Genomic DNA, 19,289 nt, shown 5'->3' with positions numbered 1-19,289 from the left:
TCTGCCGATGACACCGCAGCGACGCCACGCAGAGCTCGTCCACTCCATCGAAGCCCACAATTACCGCTATTACGTGCTCGACGACCCGAGCGTGACCGACGCCGAATTCGACACCCTGATGGTGGAGCTGAAGGCGCTCGAGAAGGAGCACCCCGAGCTCGTCACTCCGGATTCACCTTCGCAACGCGTCGGAGGTGAAGCGCGCGCGAACGTGACGAAGATCAAGCGCGAGTACCGCATGATGTCACTCGACAATGCGTACTCGGCCGCCGACATGGGCGAGTTTCACCGCCGTGTCACCGAAGGTTTGCGCGACGGTGACGTACCCACGTTCGCCATCGAGCCGAAGCTCGACGGAGCGAGCATCGAGGTCGTCTACGAAGGGGGTCGCATGGTGCAGGCCACCACGCGTGGCGATGGTGTCACCGGCGAAGACATCACGCCGAACGTGCGCACCATCCGCGGCGTTCCCTCGCGTATCAAGCACGACAAAAAGCTCACCCTGCGCGGTGAGGTCGTCATCTACCGCAAGGACCTCGACGCCCTGAACGCCGACCGCATCGCGGCGGGGCTCGAGCCCTTTGCCAATCCGCGCAATGCCGCTGCCGGTGCCGTGCGCATGCTCGATCCGCGCGAAGTCGCGCAGCGCCCTCTGCGCGTCATCTTCTACCAGGCGGTCGAGGGCCCCGAGGCCAAGCCCACGCACGTCGAGACGCTCAACTGGCTCGCCGACCTGGGGCTTCCCACGCATCGCCGCGAGACGGTCACGCCGTGGGAAGGCGTGATGGATGCCATCGCCGCCATCGACCATGCGCGCAAGACGTATCCGTACGAGACCGACGGCGCGGTCGTTAAGGTCGACAGCTATCGCCAGCAAGACGCGCTCGGCTCCACTTCGAAGTTCCCGAAGTGGGCGATCGCCTACAAATTCCCAGCCGAACAGGCGGTCACCACCGTGCGCGACATCATCGTGCAGGTCGGTCGTACCGGCGCGCTCACGCCCGTGGCGATCATGGATCCCGTGGAGCTCGCCGGCACAACGGTGAGCCGTGCCTCGCTCCACAACGGCGAGCAGATTCGCTTGCTCGACGTGCACGTGGGCGATCGCGTCTTCATCCAGAAAGCGGGCGAGATCATCCCGCAGGTCTTGGGTGTCGAGTCACGCGCTCGCGAGGCGGGCTCGGCGCACTTCAAGATGCCCACCCACTGCCCCGAGTGCGGAACGGCCGTCGTCATGCGCCTTCGTGAAGAGGGCAAGCCGGAGCTCGGCGCAGAGGCCACCACGCGCTGCCCGAATCGCCAGTGTCCGGCGCAGGTTCGCGGTCGAATCCTGTTCTTTGCAAGTCGCTCCGCGATGGCCATCGACCACCTCGGCGACTCGCTCGTCGATCAGCTCGTGGGCAAGGAGCTCGTGAAAGACGTCGCCGACCTCTACGACCTCGACGTCGAACAGGTCGCCGGTCTCGAGCGCATGGGCAAGAAGAGCGCGGAGAACGTGGTCAAATCGGTCGGCGCCTCGCGCGATCGCACGCTCGATCGCCTGCTCTGCGGCCTCGGCATTCCGCAGATCGGCCAGGTCGCCGCGCGTCAGCTCGCGCAGGAGCTCGTCACCCTCGAAGGCACGCTCGCTCTCTCCGAAGAGGAGGCGCGCGAGAAGGTCTCCGGCATCCACGGCTTCGGTCCGAAGATGGTCGACAGCGTGATCGACTTCTTGAAGAACGAAGACGAGCGGAAGCTGATGAAGAAGCTCCTCGATCGTCACGTGGGGCAGCCGCAGCCGCGCGAGGTCGTGGCTACGGAAGGGCCGCTCGTCGGCAAGAGCTTCTGCGTGACGGGCGTTCTCACGCGCAAGCGCGAAGACGTCCACGCCTTGCTCCGCGCCGCGGGCGGAACGATTTTCGACTCGGTGAAGAAGGGCACCACCTACCTCGTGGCCGGCGACAAGACGGGCAAGACCAAGCTCGATCAGGCCAAGAAGTTCGGCGTGCAGGTCATCTCCGAAGAGGAGATGGACAAGCTTCTCGCCGGAACCTGAGAGGCGGCTCTAGGGCCGCTTCGGCGGCACGCCGTGCTGCTTCTCGATGGCCTCGAGCTCGACGTCGATGCTGTCGTCGAGCTTGACGGTCTGCTCGATGCTGAAGGGGCGCGTCTCGCTCGGATCTTCCTCGATGACGGGGATCATCACGCGCGTGACGCCGTCCCATTCGTCGGGAGACGAAGGTCGCGCGGTGGGCGGAGCTCCTTCGCGGGGCGAAACTTCAGCGCTCTTGGCGTGAGCGTCGGGGCTCTGCCGGAACACCTCCGTGGGGGCCTCGTCGGGCTCTTCGAGCGGCAGCAGGCGTGCGATGCGCGTTTCGGGGAGGGGGTGCGCGTCGGACTCGCTCACCTCGATCGGAATCTCGACCGAAATGCTCTCCGCATTCGGCAGAGGCGGCTCGCCCGACGGTCTCTGCGCGGAGTCGATCCGACGATCGATCGCGCCTGCACCCCCGACGGCGCGTGCGGTGATGAGCTTCTGGATGTCTTGTTGCAGGTCGCCGGCCGACGGATACCGATCGGCGCGCGCCTTGGCCATGGAACGCAAGACGATCGCCTCGAGCGCCGCGGGCGTGGCAGGCCGCACTTCGCGAAGCGAACGAGGCGTGGTGTTGATGATGGCGAGAAGCAGCGCGTTGTAGTTTGCAGCCAAGTACGGGCGCTTCCCGCAAATGGCCTCGTACATCATGACGCCGCACGCGTAGACGTCGACGCGACCGTCGAGGTTGCGTTCACCACGCGCCTGCTCGGGAGACATGTAATAGGGCGTGCCCATCACCATGCCGGTGCGCGTGAGATCGAGGGCAGGCTCGGCGTCGCCGCCCTGGAAGTTCGACATCATCTTCGAGACGCCGAAGTCGAGGATCTTGGCGATGGGCGAGGCGCCAGCGCGACGTACGAGGAAGATGTTCTCGGGCTTGATGTCGCGATGGACGATGCCCTTCTCGTGCGCGGCGATGAGGCCCGAGAGGACCTGCACCATCGCATCGAGGATCTCGTCGAAGGGAAGGCCGCCTTCACGCACGATGCGCGCAGCGAGCGTCTGCCCATCGAGCTTCTCCATGACGAGGTAGGGGCTGCCGTCGTCGAGCTGGCCCATGTCGTAGACCTCGCAGATGTTGGGGTGCCCGATGGCGCCCGCGGCGCGTGCTTCTTGCTGGAAGCGTTTCACCGACGCCCGCTTGCGAGCCTGCGAGGGATTGAGAATCTTGACCGCGACGAAGCGCGAGAGGCCCAGGTGTTCGGCTGCGTAGACGGTGCCCATGCCGCCTTCGCCGAGGATGCCGTGGATCTTGTACCGGTCGCCGATGACCTGACCCATCATCTTCATCTGCATCCCGCGCGTGGGCGAGATGACGTCGCTGCTCTCGGGGAAGTCACTGGGGCGGCTGTCACCGATCCGGTTCTTCACCGCGTCGAAGCCGAGCGGTGTCGGAGCTCGTTGAGGCGGAGGCTGGCCGTGCATGCGCGAGCGCGGCGCATCGGAGGCCGAGAGGCGCTTGCCGGTCGCGGGGCACACCTCCGCCTCCGCGTCGTGCGGCAGCGTGCAGTGGGGGCACCGGAGGAAGCGATGGCTCATGGGCTCCGCCGAAGGTTCGACTGGCTCGAACGGGCCACGAGAGCGCGTTTCACGGATGAGCCCCCACGACGGTAGCGCCAGGGTAGCGAAGTTCCCATGTGCGGAGCAACGTCGGCCAAGGGGCCCTCGTCTCACGTCGGATGACCTCGAGTCGACACATGGGCCGGGTTTGCGCGCGTTCGGGGGTGGCACCGGCCAGGTAGAAATCTGGCCCGGCCAGTTCTACGGCGAAACAATCGCCGAAATTCCCCATGGATCGGCGCGGTGTGTAGTGGCGCGCACGATGCACTGGGAGCTGCGTGCGCACGGTGTCGGGTCTCGAGCTGGATGGGATCTTCGTCTGTGGACTTTCCGTCTGCAGCGGAGCGCTGACGTGGTCTGCGCCTCTCGAAGTCGCCGTGGCCATGCTAGTGGCCTTCGCGATCTGGGGACTGGTCGGTCCTCGCGAGCAGCGCGTTCGGCGATGGCTCCTCGCTCTGGCATGTGCGCTTTCGTTCTTCGCGGGCGCTTGGCGAGCGGCTTCGGTCGTGGACGCGTTCGAAACGGCACGAACGAATCTCGAGCGCGATCACGCGTGGCCCTCGCGTTGTGAGCTCGCTGGCATCGTCGAGACGTCGCCTGCGCGCGGCGAGGACTCGGTCCGTGTCGACGTGCGCGTCGGCAAGGGCGCCTGCGAGACGATCTCGTTCGAAGGTCGCGTCACTCTGCACGTGCCTCTCGGCATCGCTCCGCCGATGGCACGGGGCGATCGCGTGACGGCGATTGCGCAGCTCGCTCCTGCCCATCGATTCTGGAACGACGGAACGGGCGACCCGGCACCTGGTCAGGCGCGGCGAGGTTCGCTGCTCTCGGGCGGTGTGGTCGACATTCGCGTGGTCACTCCCGGCTGGGGGATCGTGTCGCTCATCGACCGCCTACGTGAGACGATCAGGCAGCGGATCGTCGCCACGTTTCCGAGCGAGACGGAGGGCATGGCTCGTGCGCTCGTGCTCGGCGAAAGTGCTCTCGACGATACCGACCAACGCGCGTTTCGGCGAAGTGGTCTCTCGCACCTGCTCGCGGTGTCGGGGATGCACCTCGTGCTCGTGGTGGCAACGTTCGTGAGCGCGCTGCGTGCGCTGCTTGTCCGTTTTCCAGCTCTCGCGACGCGCATCGACGTGAATCGGATCGCCGCGGCGGTGGGGGCTCCACTCGCCTGGTTCTACGCCGATCTCGCGGGCGGAAGCGGCTCGGCCATTCGCGCGGCGTGGATGTCGAGCGTCGCCCTCTTTGCCGTGGCGGTTGGGCGGAAACCGGACACGTGGCGCGCGCTCGGGTTCTCGATTCTCGGCATGGCGCTCTGGGACCCGCTCGTCGCCTACGACTTGTCGTTCGTGCTCTCGGTGACGGCCACGTTCGGGCTGGTCGCTCTCGGGAAGCCGATCGAACGAGTGCTCGTCACGCGCGCGCCGGCCTGGGCCGGGTTCGTCGTTCGACCCATGGCGCAGACCACGGCCGCTTCGGTGGCGTGTGCACCCGTGCTCGCCGGCATGGGCCCCGATCTGCCGGTGGCGGGCCTCGTTGCGAATCTCGTGGCCGTTCCGCTCGGTGAGGCGGCGGCTCTGCCGCTGTGCCTTCTGCATGGCCTCCTCGAGCCGCTTCCGCTCGCGGAGAAGGGGACGGCGCTCGCCGCGTCGGGCGCACTGTCGCTCGTGCGTCACGTGGCGCGAAGCTTTGCGGCGATTCCTTGGGGGGCGGTCCCGGTGGCCGCGCCCACGTCCTCCGAGCTCGCCGTGCTTGCCGTCTTCGCGTTCGGCGTGGCGTGCTTTCGGGCTCGCGCGGCGAAGATCGGTTGGAGCGCGCTTTCGGTGGCGTTCCTCGTGATACTCGAGCTCGACGCGCGCGCCGCCGGCTCACCGCACGGCCGGCTCCGCGTGACCTTTGCCGACGTCGGACAAGGCGATGCCGCGCTCATCGACCTTCCCGACGGACGCTCGATGCTCATCGACGCCGGAGGTTTCGTCGGCAGCCCGACGGATACGGGCGAACGCGTGATCGCGCCGCTTCTCCGCGCGCGACGAAGGAGCGTCGTCGACTACGTGGTCCTCTCCCATCCTCATCCCGATCACTTCGGCGGCTTGCGCACGGGCCTCTCGGCCGTCCGCGTCGGTGAGTTCTGGGACACGGGGCAGGGGGAATCCGAGGGCGTGGGCGGAGGCTATGCCGACGTCCTCGCGATGATGCGCGCCCGCGGCGTATCGATTCGTCGGCCGCGCGATCTGTGTGGTGTGCACGAAATTGGCGGCGCCACGATCGAAGTGCTCGCGCCGTGCGGACCTCTCGGCCCCGATCCGGATCGCGGCCCGAACGACAACTCGTTCGTTCTACGGATTCGCTACGGCGAGCGAGCCGTGCTCTTCGTCGGAGATGCCGAACGCGAAGAAGAGCGTGAGCTCGTCGATCGCGGCGCGAACCTCCGCGCCGACGTGCTGAAGGTCGGCCATCACGGCAGCCGAACCTCGTCGAGCCCCCCGTTTCTCTCGGCCGTGGACCCGAGCTTCGCCGTCATCTCGTGCGGCGTGCGCAATCGCTTCGGGCATCCACACCCGAACACGATCCGTTCGCTCGCGACGGCGAAGATTCCGTTCTTCCGCCTCGATCGCGATGGCTCCGTCGTGATGACGACCGACGGGCACGCGCTCGACGTTCAGTCTCTCGTGACGATGCCGATGTACGGCAGGTTGCGGTACTTCTCCGCGAAGTCGAGTCCGTAGCCGACCACGAATTTGTCTTCGATGGTGAAGCCCAGATAGTCGACGTCGACGGACACGCGTGCGCGCGCCGGCTTGTGCAGAAGCGCGCAGACCTTCACGCTGCGCGGGTTGCGCGTGCGGAACAAATCCATCAAGTGCGCGATGGTGAGGCCCGTGTCGACGATGTCCTCGACGATGATGACGTCTTCGCCGGCGATGGGTCGGGAGAGGTCCTGCGTGATCTGCACGACACCGCTCGTCTCCGTGCCCTCGCCGTACGAACGCACGCCGAGGAAGTCGATGCGCAGGTTGTGCATGTCGATGGCGCGGCAGAGGTCGGCCGCGAACAGGAAGCTCCCCTTGAGGACCACGACGAGGACAACGTTCTGACCCTGGTAGTCTCGCGAGATCTGAGCGCCGAGTTCCTTGACTCGAGCAGCAATGGTCTCCTGATCGAGCATCGTGACGAGTCGTTCACTCATGAGCTGCTGTGTCGCCTTGACGCGGCTCGATGTAAAGAGGAGCTTTGCGGCGTGAGCAAGCGCCTGGCATTTCTCGAGAAGGTCACCAACGAAGGTTCGGACGATCCGCTCGCCTGGTACGGGCTGGCCATGGAGTACCGCAAACTCGAACGGTGGGACGAAGCACTCCAGACCTTCACGACCCTGCGCACGCAGAAGCCCGATTACGTCGCGATGTATTTGATGTGCGGGCAGATGCTCGCGGACCTCGGTCGGAAGGACGAGGCCCGCGAGTGGATGGAGGCCGGCACCGAACGAGCACGTGCGACGGGCAACTCGCATGCTCTCTCCGAGCTCGACTCGGCGCTCGCCACACTCGATGACTGACGCCGCCCCTCGACTCTTCGGACTCGAGCCTCCGCTGACGAGCGACTCGAAGAGTCTCGTGTCTCAGCCGCTCTTGGGCGAAGCGTCCCGCATGTCGTAAAGGACGAGGATCGCCTCGACCAAGAGGTCGAGATCCACGGGCTTCGGCACGTGACGATCGAAACCTGCCTGGAGAGCAAGCGCGCGGTCGGCGGAGCCTGTATACGCTGTCACGGCGATTGCAGGCGTGCGCCCGCCTCGATCTTCGCTAAGCGAGCGGATTCGGCGGATCAGCGCGTACCCGTCTTCGTCCGGCATGGCGATGTCCGATACGAGAACGTGCGGTTGCTCGCGCTCGAGAAGATCGAACGCGTCGCGCGCATTCGATGCAACGAGCACCGTTGCGCGACGCTGTTCGAGAATCGTGCGTAGCAGTTCGCGTGCGTCGTCATCATCGTCGACAGCGAGAACGACGACGCCTTCGAGCGATGCTCGCGCCTTCGGCGCAGCACGGAGCGCCGAGCGAGAATCGTCTGCGTGCCACGATGCGCTCACAATACCCATGGTAGCTGCTGGACATGTCGAGACAAATCTTCCTGAACGGAACCGACGTCGTTCGTGCGCGCGTGGCTCGCGGTCGCAGTACGACTCGTCGCTCGGTTCAGGCGCCCGGCCCCGAGAGGCATCACGAGCTTCAACATGTCGGGGTCATCCCTTTCTCCATGGCCGCGCACCAGCAAAGCACGCGCCACCCATCTAGCACCGACCTGTCAGGTTAAGGGGGCCTGGAAATGGCTCCTACGTGAATGCTCGACACGCCGAATGCGGCGCCGCTGTGTGCGCGATACCTCGCGCGGCGAGCAGAACGCGACGCGGTGCGTCCACATGAGGTCTTCGTTAGCTTTCGTTCTCAGAACGACGAGCACGGAGCGCGGCGAGACGCGCCCGAATGCGTGCCTCTTCGCCATGTTCGGTCGGTTCGTACAGCGATGTACCGACGAGCTCGTCCGGCAAATACGTTTCCCCCGGAACGACTCCATCGTCGTAATCGTGGGCGTATTTGTAGCCCGTTCCGTAACCCTCTTGCTTCATCAGCGTCGTGACGGCGTTACGGAGCTTCATGGGAACGGGGAGGGCGCCGCGCTCTTCGATCAACGCTTTGGCCCGGTGCCACGCGTTCTTCACCGCGTTCGATTTGGGCGCGCACGCCAGATACACCGCGGCGTGCGTCAAAGGGTAGAGCCCCTCCGGAAGGCCCATGCGACGGAAGGCCGCGTCGGCGTTGGACACGACGACGAGCGCGCGCGGATCGGCCATCCCGACGTCTTCGCTTGCGAAGATCAACATGCGACGGAGGACGAAGAGCGGGTCGTCGCCCGCTTCGAGCATCCTCATCATCCAGTAAACCGCCGCATCCGGATCGGAGCCGCGCATCGATTTGATGAATGCGCTGACGACGTTGTAGTGCTCCTCGCCCGCCTTGTCGTAAAGCAGCGGAGCTTTCTCTTCGGATGCGGCGAGCGTCTCTGTGGTGATGGCGTTTTCGTCACGTGAACGAGCGTACTCAGCCGCTGCCTCGAGGATGGCGAGCGAGCGCCGTCCGTCACCTCGCGCCATGCGTGCGATGGTTCGAACCGCTTCAGGGTCGACGGAGAGGCCGCCGATCCCATGCTCGTTGTCGGCGATCGCACGTTCGAGAATCGTGACGAGCGCCTCTTCGGTGAGGGCTTCGAGGCGAAACACTTTGCAACGCGACAAGAGTGCCGCGTTGACCGCAAACGACGGGTTCTCGGTCGTGGCGCCGACGAGGGTGATCGTTCCTGCCTCGACGTGGGGCAGAAACGCATCCTGCTGGGCTTTGTTGAACCGATGGATCTCGTCGACGAAGACGAGTGTGCGCTCTCCTTTGTACGAGAGGCGTTCGCGCGCAGCCGCGACGATCTCTCGCAGCTCCTGGATGCTGCCGAGGACGGCCGAGAAGGGGACGAACACCGAACGCGTGCGTTCGGCGATGACTCGCCCGAGCGTGGTCTTGCCGACGCCGGGCGGTCCCCAGAGGATCATCGAAGGGACGCGATCCTTCTCGATGGCATTGAGGAGGAGCTTGCCCGGACCGAGCACGTGCTTCTGTCCGACGTACTCCCCGAGGTTCGTCGGACGCATGCGCTCGGCGAGAGGAACAGCGCCGCTCGATGCAGCCTCTCGCTTGGCGGCTGCTCCGAACAACGTGTCGCCGCCGGTTCTGAACATGTCAGACGTGTCGCCGGCTCCTCTCGATCGCGGTCTCGCCACGGGCGAACCCTAGCACCGCGCGCGTTGCGCGAAAGTGCTTCGAAGGCAAGAGTCGCCGCTCGACGTCATCGCGGCTGAGCATGTTTTGGTTCTGCGTCAAGGCGTACGGAGCGACGCGCGACGGAGATCGCGTCTCTTCGCGAAGACATGTTGCTGTCGCGCGCGCAGCTTGTGCTGTGGTCCCGCTTCCGGCATGAACAAGAAGCATGTCGACCCCGCGGGCAGTAGTGATCCCGTTCGGCGTTCCGGATGATGGACGCGGACTCGGTCTCGGCCTCGCGGCGCTCGTGCACAGCTTCGCGCAGATCGACGGTGAGAGCGTGGCGCTTGCTCAATTGCTCGCGCGCAAGACGTCCGAGACGTCGAAGCTCGCCGACGACGACGCGAACGATGCACCCCCGCCGAGCGGCGAAGCGGGACCGGTCGAAGCGTTCGTGCCCCCGCGCGCATGGAAAGATCTCACCGGCAGTGGCAACGCTCCCGCCGGCGTGAACTTCGTGCTGACGGGGAGCTTCGAGCCCCCGATCGATGGTCGCGGGCTCATCCAGCTCCTCGCGTTCGACACCAAGGACGGCCGCACGCGCGCCAAGGTCGAAGCGCATCTCGACGGGGAGAATGCGGGTCGCACGTTGCTCGCGGCCTTCGACGAGCTTTGGTCGCAACTCGGTGGCGAGCTCGGAACCGTGCGCGACATCGGCGATCTCTCGTGGGATGCGCTCGAGAGCGTGCTTCGTGCCGAGCGCTGCGCCTTGCACGATCCGCTGAGGGGCGGTCCACACGATCGTCTCGCCGCCATGGTCCATCTCGGTCGCGCCATCGGCGACGCTCCGGACGCTCGGTTTCCAGCAAGCCGTCTGGCGGCGCTCGCTCTCGATGCTGCCGTCGCGAATCCTTCGGACGGCAAGCTCGCCGACGCTGCGCTGCGGGCACTCGTCCGCGCGACGGAAGACGCGCCGGAGAACGCCGATCTCATCGAAGCGGTGGCGGCGCTCAACATGCGCACGGGCAACGGTGAAGAGGCCGAACGCCGTGCCCACGAAGCACTCGCCATCGAGCCCGAGCGCACGCGTCTCTACGCTCTTCTCTCCGAGGCTCGCCGCTCACGTGGGGATTTGCCAGGCGCGCTCGTGGCGATCGAAGACGGCCTCCTCCACGGTACTGCCGATCCGTTACTCAACACCGAACGCGGCATCGTGCTTGCCGAGCGTGGGAACCTCGACGACGCCGAGCGTGCGTGGCGCATGGTCCTCGACGGCTTTCCGCTCTATCCGCCGGCGTTCAGCAATCTCGCGTCGCTCTTGATGGAGCGTCGCGATGCGGCTTCGGCCACGCGCCTCGTCGACGACGTGCTTCTCGCGTGCAACCGCGGAGGCGCCCATCCCGAGGTGCTCCGGCGATCGATTCAGCTCGTCCTCGCCGCCGAACCCGAAGGCATTGCGCGCGCGTCCCGCGTGAAGCGTCTCGCTGAAGCACTCCTCGAGCGCGTTCCCACCGACGCGTGGGTCACGCTCGTTCTCGCGCGGGCGCTCGCCAAGACAGGTGACCGCAAGGCCGCAATTCGTCATCTCGCGCACGTCGAAGCGCTCGCCCCGACGTCCACGTTCGCGTCCGAAGCTCAGCGCGGGCGGCTCGCCCTGGAGGAGCCGAAGGCGGCGCTGGAGATCGAAGCGGTTCTCCGTGCGGCCTATCAGGCACCCGTCGTCGACCTCGAGGTCATTGCCGCGCGTGCACGCGGGCTCGCCACCACCCATCCCGCGTGGCACGCCTACTTCGCCGTAGGCATTGCCGAACGTCGTCTCGAACGATGGCGCGCAGCGCGCGATGCCTTCGCCGAGGCCCTCCGCCTCTCGTCAGGCTCGACGCCCGCTCACATGGAGATCGTCGGCGCCTACGTCGCGCTGTCGAACCCCGAAGCCGCGCTCGTGCATGCTCGCCGCGCGTGCGAGCTCGAAGGAGAGAATGCGCGCTCGCTCTCGGTGCTCGCCACGGCTCTCCTGGCGGCAGGCAAGCGCGACGACGCGCGCGACGCCATCGACCGCGCGCTCTCGCTCGACGCAACCGACGAGGCCAATCGCGCGCTCGCCGAACGCATTCGTTCCGCGCGCAACCGCACGAGCACGCTTACGCGCCTTCGCGACGCGTTCTCCCGCTTCCGCCGATCCTGAATGACCGCGCATGAGCGCGGCCCATTCAGTCTTTTGTCATCACGGGGCGGCACGCGCCGCCCCGCCCCACGCGGGGCTCGCTCCGCTCGCGAGACTGAGGCTGCCAGAGGGCGACGGCGTAGTCGCCTCTGCTAGAGCTCAGCGCGAGCCGAAGATGGCCGAGCCCACGCGCACGAGCGTGGCCCCGCAGGCGATGGCGACTTCGAGGTCGTCGCTCATGCCCATCGAGAGCTCCGGTAGGCGCGCTCGTCCGCCGTGGAGGCGTCGCAGCGAAACGAGCGCCTCGAACACGCGCCGAGCGGCCTCGAGGTCGTGAGGAGGCATCGTCATGAGGCCGCGGAGCTGCAGCGCGGGCTCCTTGTCGACGGCGTCGAGGATGTCACCGAGCTCGGCCGGCGAGGTGCCGTGTTTCTGCGGCTCGGCTCCGACGTTGACCTCGACGAGCACGGGCATGCGGAAGCCCTCGCGACGGTGATCGTCTTTGGCGACGCGCTTGCCGAGCTCGCGTGCGAGGGCGGCCGAATCGACCGTGTGCACGACGTGCGCGGCGCGAGCCACGTACTTGGCCTTGTTCGTCTGCAGGTGGCCGATGAAGTGCCACTCGATGTCGTGCAGGTCGACGAGCTCGTCGGCCTTCTGCGCGAGCTCCTGCGCGTAGTTCTCGCCGAAGAGGCGCTGGCCTGCTTCGTACGCTTCGCGAATGGCGAGCGGCGGCTTGGTCTTGGAAACCGCGATGAGCCTGATTTCGGAGGGATCGCGCGAGGCGGCGATGGCCGCGCGATGAATGCGATCGCGCACGCTCGCGAGGTTGTCGGCGATGGAGCTCCTGCTCATCGTGATCTCCACCCGCGTCGAACGCGAGCGTGCCAAACCATGAGGTCGGACGTGCCGACGAGCGGACCGCCTTCGAAATCGCCGTAGACGGCAGTCGCTTCGAAACCGTTGTAGTGCAGCAGCGCTTCCCACTCTTGCGGGAAGAACTGCCGATGCGCGAGCGGAGTCATGAATTGGGAGTCACCCCCACTCACATCACTAGGCATTGCGGTGCGTCGATCGTTACCTGACTTCGCCTTTCGATCCACAGGCTCGAAGCACATGGATACGAAGACGACCTGACGCACTCGGTCGTAGTCGAAATACTCGTGGTATTTGACCCGACCGGCCGTGGGGTGGACGAACGATGGGATGCGAAAAGGCGTCTTCGGGTTCCGCGTCAGGTCCTCGAGAATCGGCATGCCGATGTCGACCACGAGCTCACCTCCAGGGGCGAGGTGCTCGCGGACTCGTGCGAGCCAGCGCTCGACGTCTTGGCGCGCGTAGAGGTGCAGTGCCGTGTTGAACGTGCACAGCACGAGCGGGAAGCGCTTCTTCAAGCGCACAGTCCGCATGTCCCCGTGGTGCGCCTTCACGCGTGCGCGGATCGGCGCGGGCTCACGGGCGAGCCGCTCTCGGAGATTCTCGAGCATGGGCTTCGAGAGGTCGATGCCCGAGACTTCGAGGCCTGCATGCGCGAGCGGAAGCGCAATGCGGCCGTTGCCGATGCCGTACTCGAGGACGGACCCTCGGCCTGCGGCGATGCGCGTGTAGTACGCAACATCATCCGTCTGACCCCGGTACGCGTGGTCGTAGTACGCGGGGTCTTCGTAATGCGCGCGCGACCCAGCTTCGAGCTCGAGGTCTGGTTTCTTCCCCCGCTCGACTCGGCCGCGCGCTTTCGATGGATCGCGGGGCTCTTCCCCCCCGCGTTTCGAGCTCAGTATAGGCCCGTACGGTTCATGTGGTCGATCCAGTCCTGAACCGCGTCCGTGCTCGGGCGGTCGAAGTGGACCTTGCCCGCGGCGATCTCGCGGAGGGCCGTGACGGCAGGCTTGTTCTTCGAGTGGACGAGCGGCGTGGCGCCCTTCATGAGCTGGCGCGTACGACGAGCGGCCAGGACCACCAGCGCGAAACGGTTCTCTTCACGCTCGAGACAATCTTCGACGGTAACGCGCGCCATGGGGAACTCCGTGCCTCTCGCTTCGAAGTCGAAATCCTCGGAACCCACCCAACCTTCGAGGGGGCTGTCCGACTTCTTGGGGACGACGGAAGCTAGTCGCAGCGTTTGCACCTCGCAAGCTTTTCCACCCCCACGACCGGGCTGGAATCCACGCGAAATGCTGAACAATTGAGCGGTAATCGCCTTCCTCGGCTTGCGGGATCCGCCAGGTTACGCGAGAAATCAGGGCTACATGGCACTCCTCATGTATCTCGCCCGGCACGGTGAGACGGCCGACAACGCCAATCGCATCTTCCAGGGCCAAGGGGGCAGCGGCCTCGCTCCCAAGGGTCGAGCTCAGGCTGAGCGCCTTGCCGCGCGGATGAAGCGGGCGTCCCTCGACGCCATCGTTTCGAGCGATCTCGAGCGTGCCTTCGAGACCGCCGAGATCGTCGGCCGGGCTTGTGAGATCCGCGTCGACCGTGACCCTCGCCTCCGCGAGGTGGACGTTGGAACCTGGACCGGCAAGAGCTACGACGAGATCGCGCGCCTTCATCCGGAGGACTGGGCCGCGATCGCACGAGGCGAGGATGTTCGACGCGGAGGAGGCGAGACCTACGCCGAGCTCGCGATCCGGATCGAAGCGGCGCTCGAGCGAATCGCCGATGGGCGACCTCACGGGAGGATGCTCGTCGTCTCCCACGGCGGGGCGATTCGGAGCTTCATCGCGCGGATCCTCGGTGTGTCGAAAGACGGTTTCCGAGTCCTCGATGCGGTCGCCAATTGCGGTATCACGCTGCTCGAACGCAGCACGTCCGGTCGGTATTCGCTTCGGACCTGGAACGAGGTCGAGCACCTCGAAGGTATCGAGCGCATCGAGCGCATCGAGCGCGAAGACAGCACCGATTGAGGCGCTCGGCCTACCCCTAGCCACGGGGCCATGGGCTGGCCGAGACTCAGGATGAGTCAGACCAGGTTGATCGTGACGTCGATGTTGCCGCGCGTAGCTTTCGAGTACGGGCAAGTCCGGTGGGCGGCGTCCACGATGGCCTGGACGACGTCGCGCTCGAGACCGGGGACACTCACATTGAGGCGTGCCTGCAGGAAGTACGCGCCGTCCGTCGTTCCGAGGTCGACTTCGGCGTCGACCGTCAGCTCGGCGGGGAGCGAGACGTTCATCTTCCTTGCCGCGAGCCCCATGGCGCCGATGAAGCAAGCCGACCATCCGGCGGCAAAGAGCTGCTCCGGATTGGTGCCGTTGCCCGCAGAGCCAGGAGACGAGAGCTTGATGTCGAGGCGCCCATCGGAGCTGCGCGAGGCGCCGTCTCGGCCGCCGGACGACGTGTGAGTTTTGCCCGTATAGAGAACTTTTTCGATTCGCGTCATTGGGGTTGTGAGGGTTACGGTTCTCGACAAACCTGGTTTCGCGACGACTTCGAAATTGTGTTCGTGCCTCCAGAAGTCGGGCCGGGGATTGAGCCCGACCGTGAGGGCCATCACCTTGCATCGCCGCGGACGTGTGACACTTTCGCGATTCATGCGGAGTCGCCACCTCGTCTCGATCGTCCTGTTCGCTGGGCTCTCCGCGGCGGCGTGCACGTCCAGGACTCGTTCCGGTGAATCGCGCCACTCCTTCTTTGCTGCATCGCTGGAGCAGCAAGTGGCGCTCGTGGAGGTCGGCGGAGATCGTGCGGTGTTCGTCGCTCCCCACGCGAATCAGGAGGTCGACTGGCGCACGGCGACTGTCGGTAAGGGCGTCGTCCTCGCCAAGGCCTCGGAGGACGGCAGGCGGCTCTTCGTCGTGTCCAAGGGCGAGCAAGGGAGCGAGCCGCCGACGCTCACCGTCTTCGAGGGCGCAACGAATGGCGAGGCGAACGCAGCTCGCCGCTTCGAGCTTCCTTCCGCTCACTCCGCCCTGGCGGTCGACCCGACGGGCCGCTGGGTGGGGCTCTACACCAGGATGAAGCAAGACCTGTCGGGGATCCAAGCCGAGTCCGTCGTGCCAGGTCAGGTCTCCGCGCTCGCCGACCCGCCCGCGTTCAGCCTCATTCCAGCGCTCGAAGGCGAGATCCAGAACGAAGTCGTCCTCGTCGATCTCGACGCGTCACCGGAGCTTGCCGTCTCCTCCCGGCTCGTCGGCGAACCGAACGAGCCGCCGGTGCAGCTCTGGTTCTCCCCCGTGCTCCAGCTCCCTGCGGGACCACGACGCTTGCTGGTGTCGCAGAGTTCCAGTCGGGCCTTCCTCCTCGAGCTCGACCGCTTGGCCGCGAACCCGGCGGTTCAGCCCGAGCTCCTGACGACCCTGCCCACGAGCTCGACGACCGTGATGTTCGACGACGGCGCTCCCGACCGTACCGATGACGCGCGCATCGTCATGCTGCTTACGGAGTCCTCGACGCCGATTCTCAACCGGGACCCCGTGATGTCATCGCGCCTGGCGATGTTCACGTTCGCGCCGCTCTCCGGGGCGGCCCCGCAAGCCTCGGGACGTGAATTCGAAACCGTCTCTACTGGCGTCGACTTCAAGCGGTACGCGTCCGAGTTTGCGTTCGTGAACACGGCAGCCGGACGACGTATCGCCGTGCTCGTGAATCCTAGTCCCGCCGTGGTGTTCGTCGATCCCGACGACCCAACGGGAAACGCCGCGACGATGGACTTGGCGTTCGCCCATAACGCATTGGAAGTCCATTGGGTTCGGACTCGCACGGCCGCCACCGAGGGCGGCGCGGACGCTTTCCTCCTGTCTGCAGGCATCATCGTGAATGAGACCGCCTACTGGTCTCTTGAGCCGACATCCGAGCAGCCCTTCGGCAACGTCCAGCAGCCTTTCAGCTTCCCTGGCGTGCTCGAATTGCTGGACGTCCCACCTCCCCACGAGGACCTCAAGATCCTTCGTCCCAGCGGATATTGCTGCTTCACCGGATTCTATGTGCTCGACCGGCGGACGCTGTCGGTGATGTCGTTCTCGGAATCCTCGGCGGCGTCGCTGCGCGTCTCCCCCGATGGCCGACACGTCTCGTACTTCACCACCGATCCGGACAAGAACGGCCTGACCGAATGGGTCGGCGCGACCGTGAATCTCGACGACCTCACGGTCACGCACTTCCCGCTCGACGGCCGCCGCGGAGCAATGTTCGACGTCGCGCGTCCCGAAGGCGGCAGGGCCATCGTCGTCCTGGGGGGCGACAGCTCGACGGACGGACCCATTCAGGGCGACGGCACCATGACGGTCTTCGATGCCGAGTCCCCGAAGGTGAGCACCGCACGATCCTACTCGGCGCTTCTGCTCGGAGCGCCGTGACGGCTGCTGCGCTCGCGTCGATTCATCGACCCACTCAGAGTGCGGGCGCGGTGACGGGAACGAGCGGAACGACGCCGACGCGGAGCGTGTCGCTGCGCGCTGGCACCGTGGTCGTGTAGACGGCAAATACCGTGTGGGCGCCTTCACGGATGATCTCGAACGACTCGCCAACGAACGGAGGGTCGGAGCAATCACTCTTGAGGTGGAGCCCACCTGCGTGCATCCCAGGCGGCAACGCGAAGGAGCGCACCTCGTCGGGAGTGACGCGGGCGTCGGTCGACTCGATCGCGCCGTTGCTCACGCGGTATCCGCTGGCACAGGTGCCATCCACGCCGAAGTACCAGGCGGTACCCTCGTCGGGCGCGGACAGCTTCTGCAGCAAGAGGAGGTCGACGTCGACCGTTCCCTTGCCTGGTTGGGTCGGCTCGTCGATGGCGTGGACGAATTCGTGGACCGACCCCGTGCTCGCTCCGTCCGGCCCTCGGGTTGCGCCGAGGAAGAACGTGCGGGTTTCGCCGGGCCTCGGCGTCCACGAGTGCTGCACGATGACCCGTTCGCCCTCCTGTCCCGTCGAGGGGTAGACGCTCAGCGCGGCCTCGCCGCGGTCGTCGATGCGCGGATCGTAGGGCGACGACACCGTGCCGAGGGGGACCGTGACCTTCGTGTCGAATCCGATGCCTTCGGCGTTCAGATAGACCTCGATGTCCCCCATCGGTCTGCCGTCGGTCGGCACGTAACCGTTGAACCAGCGAATCAGCGAGCCGCTGGGACGCCGTCCGGCGGTGCCGGTCCAGTCCTGAGGCGAGCTCGACGAGGCGCCTCCTGGCTCGCAGCCGACGAAAAGCGCTGGAACGAGTACGAGCAGCGCGAAGCGCGAGCGCGTCCACATGTGCCGATGCTACCAGCGCGCGCGGACGAGCGCACAGTCGTCGGCGCGTCAGCCGACGACGAGTTTGCGCGCGCCGCTCTCGAAGAGGATGTGTGCGCGTCCGGGCTCGATGGCAGTGACCACGCCCACGCCGAACTTGGGATGTTCGACGAGGCTGCCGACGGTCACCTTCGCGGTGGCCGAATAAGGCGCCTTGGGGCCTTTCGCGGCGTCGACGGCGGCTTTCCAGTCGCCACCGGTACCGCTCGCGTCGCCGCCGATGCGCTTGCCGCCGGTGGTGCGTTCGTGGAACTCGCGAACGACGTCGGACGAGAGTCGCGTCAGGCGTTTCTTCGCGGCACCGGCGTCGCCCGTGCGGCTTCCGACGCGCGCGCGGATCAAATCGAGTCGTGCGGCATCGCGCTCGGCGAGCTGATGAAGCTCGTCTTCGGCGAGGGCGAGCAGATCGCGAACTTCGGGATGGAGATGTCCGCCCGCTGCGTCGAGCACGCGTTGCACCTTCTCGAGGAACGCGGACGGCGCGAAGCCTGCGTCACCGGGTGACAAGACGTCTTCGTAGACGTGCAGGAGAAGGAACCTCGGCTCCTGCGGGTAGCGTTCATGGAGAATCCCCCATGCCGACGCGGCGGGCAGCTCGCAGATCTCGCTCCGCGCCCAGATGGCGTAGAGGACCAAGCGGTCTTCCGCATCGCGCGGGACTTTCTGGACTCCCTTGGCGTCGACGTCCTCGAACACGCCTCGCATCCTACGCCGAGTGGAAACGAGCGGTGAAAATCCCGCGGTCCCGCTCGATGCTCAGCGTTCGCCGAGCTCGAAGACCTGCTCCGGACCGTAGATCTCGAGGTCGGCTCCGTCTTCGCTCCAGGCGCGAATCATCGCGCGCGCCACGGTTTTTGCGGGCACCGGACGGTACTGCCGAACTCCAGGCAGGAATTTGAGCGCCGAAACCACGACCTGGCCGACGCCTTCGAGCGGCCGACGTTTGGCGCGTTCGCCGGCGAGGAGGCCCGGCCGCAAAATGCGGATACGCGAAAAGGGGAGCTTTTCGACGTCACGCTCGAGCTCGCCCTTCATGCGCGTGTAGAAGAGCGACGAGTTCCAGTTCGCCCCCGACGACGAGACGAGGACGTACCGCTTCACGCCGGCGGCCGCAGCCTGCTCGGCGATGCGGTACTGGAAGGTGTAGTCGACCTCGTACTGGGCCGCTTGGCTGCCCGCGAGGCGGAGCGTGGTGCCAAGCGTCGAGAAGAGCACGTCACCCTGTGAGCCCTCGATGAGCGGCGACCACGAGTCTTTCGAACGAAAGTCGATGACGTGCTCGTCGAGCTTCGGATGCTCGCGGCCCGACTTCCGGCGGACGAGCGATACGACCTTTTCGAAGCGTGTGTCTTCCTGGAGCTGGTCGAGCAGCTGACTGCCGACCAAACCCGTTCCGCCGATCACGATCGCGCGCGCCCGCATTTGGCCATTCTAGCGTGGCCAAACGTGCGGG

At 66.1% G+C, this 19,289-nt stretch carries 17 protein-coding genes; 6 read left to right on the top strand and 11 right to left on the bottom strand.

The annotated features are described in order from the left end of the window. Positions 1 to 7 precede the first annotated feature (7 nt). Complete coding sequence (gene ligA / locus AKJ09_RS15425; RefSeq protein WP_146647962.1) at positions 8 to 2,035, top strand: NAD-dependent DNA ligase LigA; 2,028 nt, start codon at positions 8 to 10, stop codon at positions 2,033 to 2,035. Between the two features lie 9 nt (positions 2,036 to 2,044). On the opposite strand, the gene AKJ09_RS15420 is transcribed toward ligA, so the two are convergent. Then, positions 2,045 to 3,616, bottom strand: coding sequence for a serine/threonine-protein kinase (locus AKJ09_RS15420; protein WP_146647961.1), 1,572 nt, complete (start codon positions 3,614 to 3,616; stop codon positions 2,045 to 2,047). Between the two features lie 299 nt (positions 3,617 to 3,915). Between AKJ09_RS15420 and AKJ09_RS15415 the strand changes: the two genes are divergently transcribed. Beyond that, entirely contained in the window at positions 3,916 to 6,369 is a 2,454-nt protein-coding gene (locus tag AKJ09_RS15415) for a DNA internalization-related competence protein ComEC/Rec2 (RefSeq protein WP_146647960.1), read from the top strand. Here AKJ09_RS15415 and hpt read toward each other — a convergent pair. Then, on the bottom strand, positions 6,303 to 6,830 hold the full coding sequence (hpt, locus tag AKJ09_RS15410; RefSeq protein ID WP_146647959.1) for a hypoxanthine phosphoribosyltransferase: 528 nt from the start codon (positions 6,828 to 6,830) through the stop codon (positions 6,303 to 6,305). The genes AKJ09_RS15415 and hpt overlap by 67 nt on opposite strands. A 51-nt stretch (positions 6,831 to 6,881) precedes the next feature. Between hpt and AKJ09_RS15405 the strand changes: the two genes are divergently transcribed. Next, positions 6,882 to 7,196, top strand: coding sequence for a tetratricopeptide repeat protein (locus tag AKJ09_RS15405; protein WP_146647958.1), 315 nt, complete (start codon positions 6,882 to 6,884; stop codon positions 7,194 to 7,196). A gap of 63 nt (positions 7,197 to 7,259) precedes the next feature. Here the strand turns inward: AKJ09_RS15405 and AKJ09_RS15400 are convergent, their stop codons facing one another. Both AKJ09_RS15400 and AKJ09_RS15395 read right to left on the bottom strand, forming a co-directional pair. After that, complete coding sequence (locus AKJ09_RS15400) at positions 7,260 to 7,730, bottom strand: response regulator (RefSeq protein WP_169927556.1); 471 nt, start codon at positions 7,728 to 7,730, stop codon at positions 7,260 to 7,262. A 342-nt stretch (positions 7,731 to 8,072) separates the two neighbouring features. Beyond that, complete coding sequence (locus tag AKJ09_RS15395; protein ID WP_146647956.1) at positions 8,073 to 9,425, bottom strand: replication-associated recombination protein A; 1,353 nt, start codon at positions 9,423 to 9,425, stop codon at positions 8,073 to 8,075. A gap of 248 nt (positions 9,426 to 9,673) precedes the next feature. Between AKJ09_RS15395 and AKJ09_RS15390 the strand changes: the two genes are divergently transcribed. Next, the gene (locus tag AKJ09_RS15390; RefSeq protein ID WP_146647955.1) at positions 9,674 to 11,632 is read left to right on the top strand and encodes a tetratricopeptide repeat protein; all 1,959 of its coding nucleotides are present in this window, start codon (positions 9,674 to 9,676) and stop codon (positions 11,630 to 11,632) included. Between the two features lie 138 nt (positions 11,633 to 11,770). Here AKJ09_RS15390 and AKJ09_RS15385 read toward each other — a convergent pair whose 3' ends face one another. The 3 genes from AKJ09_RS15385 to rpoZ all read right to left on the bottom strand — a co-directional run bounded on the left by AKJ09_RS15385 (position 11,771) and on the right by rpoZ (position 13,628). Further along, positions 11,771 to 12,466 (bottom strand): YggS family pyridoxal phosphate-dependent enzyme, encoded by a 696-nt coding sequence (locus AKJ09_RS15385; protein ID WP_146647954.1) that lies wholly within the window; start codon positions 12,464 to 12,466, stop codon positions 11,771 to 11,773. After that, positions 12,463 to 13,209 (bottom strand): class I SAM-dependent methyltransferase, encoded by a 747-nt coding sequence (locus AKJ09_RS15380; protein WP_275936736.1) that lies wholly within the window; start codon positions 13,207 to 13,209, stop codon positions 12,463 to 12,465. Before AKJ09_RS15380 ends, AKJ09_RS15385 begins: the two co-directional genes overlap by 4 nt. A gap of 176 nt (positions 13,210 to 13,385) precedes the next feature. Then, on the bottom strand, positions 13,386 to 13,628 hold the full coding sequence (gene rpoZ / locus AKJ09_RS15375) for a DNA-directed RNA polymerase subunit omega (protein WP_146647952.1): 243 nt from the start codon (positions 13,626 to 13,628) through the stop codon (positions 13,386 to 13,388). Between the two features lie 232 nt (positions 13,629 to 13,860). Between rpoZ and AKJ09_RS15370 the strand changes: the two genes are divergently transcribed. Continuing rightward, positions 13,861 to 14,517: a histidine phosphatase family protein gene (locus tag AKJ09_RS15370; protein ID WP_146647951.1), complete on the top strand. Its 657-nt coding sequence runs from the start codon at positions 13,861 to 13,863 to the stop codon at positions 14,515 to 14,517. A gap of 56 nt (positions 14,518 to 14,573) precedes the next feature. Here the strand turns inward: AKJ09_RS15370 and AKJ09_RS15365 are convergent, their stop codons facing one another. Next, on the bottom strand, positions 14,574 to 14,993 hold the full coding sequence (locus AKJ09_RS15365; RefSeq protein WP_146647950.1) for an organic hydroperoxide resistance protein: 420 nt from the start codon (positions 14,991 to 14,993) through the stop codon (positions 14,574 to 14,576). Positions 14,994 to 15,144: 151 nt separating this feature from the next. On the opposite strand from AKJ09_RS15365, the gene AKJ09_RS15360 reads away from it, so the two are divergent. Beyond that, a complete protein-coding gene (locus tag AKJ09_RS15360) occupies positions 15,145 to 16,908 on the top strand; it encodes a hypothetical protein (protein WP_146647949.1) in 1,764 nt (587 codons plus the stop codon). Positions 16,909 to 16,942: 34 nt separating this feature from the next. On the opposite strand, the gene AKJ09_RS15355 is transcribed toward AKJ09_RS15360, so the two are convergent. From AKJ09_RS15355 to AKJ09_RS15345, 3 genes are read right to left on the bottom strand one after another with little or no spacing between them, the layout of a single operon-like run. Beyond that, a complete protein-coding gene (locus AKJ09_RS15355) occupies positions 16,943 to 17,797 on the bottom strand; it encodes a hypothetical protein (protein ID WP_146647948.1) in 855 nt (284 codons plus the stop codon). Between the two features lie 48 nt (positions 17,798 to 17,845). Next, entirely contained in the window at positions 17,846 to 18,532 is a 687-nt protein-coding gene (locus AKJ09_RS15350; RefSeq protein ID WP_146647947.1) for a hypothetical protein, read from the bottom strand. Positions 18,533 to 18,592: 60 nt separating this feature from the next. Further along, on the bottom strand, positions 18,593 to 19,258 hold the full coding sequence (locus AKJ09_RS15345) for an NAD(P)H-binding protein (protein WP_146647946.1): 666 nt from the start codon (positions 19,256 to 19,258) through the stop codon (positions 18,593 to 18,595). Positions 19,259 to 19,289 lie beyond the last annotated feature (31 nt).

It is taken from the genome of Labilithrix luteola, from assembly GCF_001263205.1.
GTDB lineage: Bacteria > Myxococcota_A > Polyangia > Polyangiales > Polyangiaceae > Labilithrix > Labilithrix luteola.
The sequence above is the reverse complement of the archived record's forward strand: the minus strand, read 5'-3'. Positions and strand labels throughout refer to the sequence as shown.

Bases quoted from the DNA above. Each gene is read 5' to 3' on its own strand.
- ligA (WP_146647962.1), top strand. From the start codon at position 8: ATGACACCGCAGCGACGCCACGCAGAGCTCGTCCACTCCATCGAAGCC.
- AKJ09_RS15420 (WP_146647961.1), bottom strand. From the start codon at position 3,616: ATGAGCCATCGCTTCCTCCGGTGCCCCCACTGCACGCTGCCGCACGAC.
- hpt (WP_146647959.1), bottom strand. From the start codon at position 6,830: ATGAGTGAACGACTCGTCACGATGCTCGATCAGGAGACCATTGCTGCT.
- AKJ09_RS15395 (WP_146647956.1), bottom strand. From the start codon at position 9,425: ATGTTCAGAACCGGCGGCGACACGTTGTTCGGAGCAGCCGCCAAGCGA.
- AKJ09_RS15390 (WP_146647955.1), top strand. From the start codon at position 9,674: ATGTCGACCCCGCGGGCAGTAGTGATCCCGTTCGGCGTTCCGGATGAT.
- AKJ09_RS15385 (WP_146647954.1), bottom strand. From the start codon at position 12,466: ATGAGCAGGAGCTCCATCGCCGACAACCTCGCGAGCGTGCGCGATCGC.
- rpoZ (WP_146647952.1), bottom strand. From the start codon at position 13,628: ATGGCGCGCGTTACCGTCGAAGATTGTCTCGAGCGTGAAGAGAACCGT.
- AKJ09_RS15370 (WP_146647951.1), top strand. From the start codon at position 13,861: ATGGCACTCCTCATGTATCTCGCCCGGCACGGTGAGACGGCCGACAAC.
- AKJ09_RS15365 (WP_146647950.1), bottom strand. From the start codon at position 14,993: ATGACGCGAATCGAAAAAGTTCTCTATACGGGCAAAACTCACACGTCG.
- AKJ09_RS15360 (WP_146647949.1), top strand. From the start codon at position 15,145: ATGCGGAGTCGCCACCTCGTCTCGATCGTCCTGTTCGCTGGGCTCTCC.
- AKJ09_RS15355 (WP_146647948.1), bottom strand. From the start codon at position 17,797: ATGTGGACGCGCTCGCGCTTCGCGCTGCTCGTACTCGTTCCAGCGCTT.
- AKJ09_RS15345 (WP_146647946.1), bottom strand. From the start codon at position 19,258: ATGCGGGCGCGCGCGATCGTGATCGGCGGAACGGGTTTGGTCGGCAGT.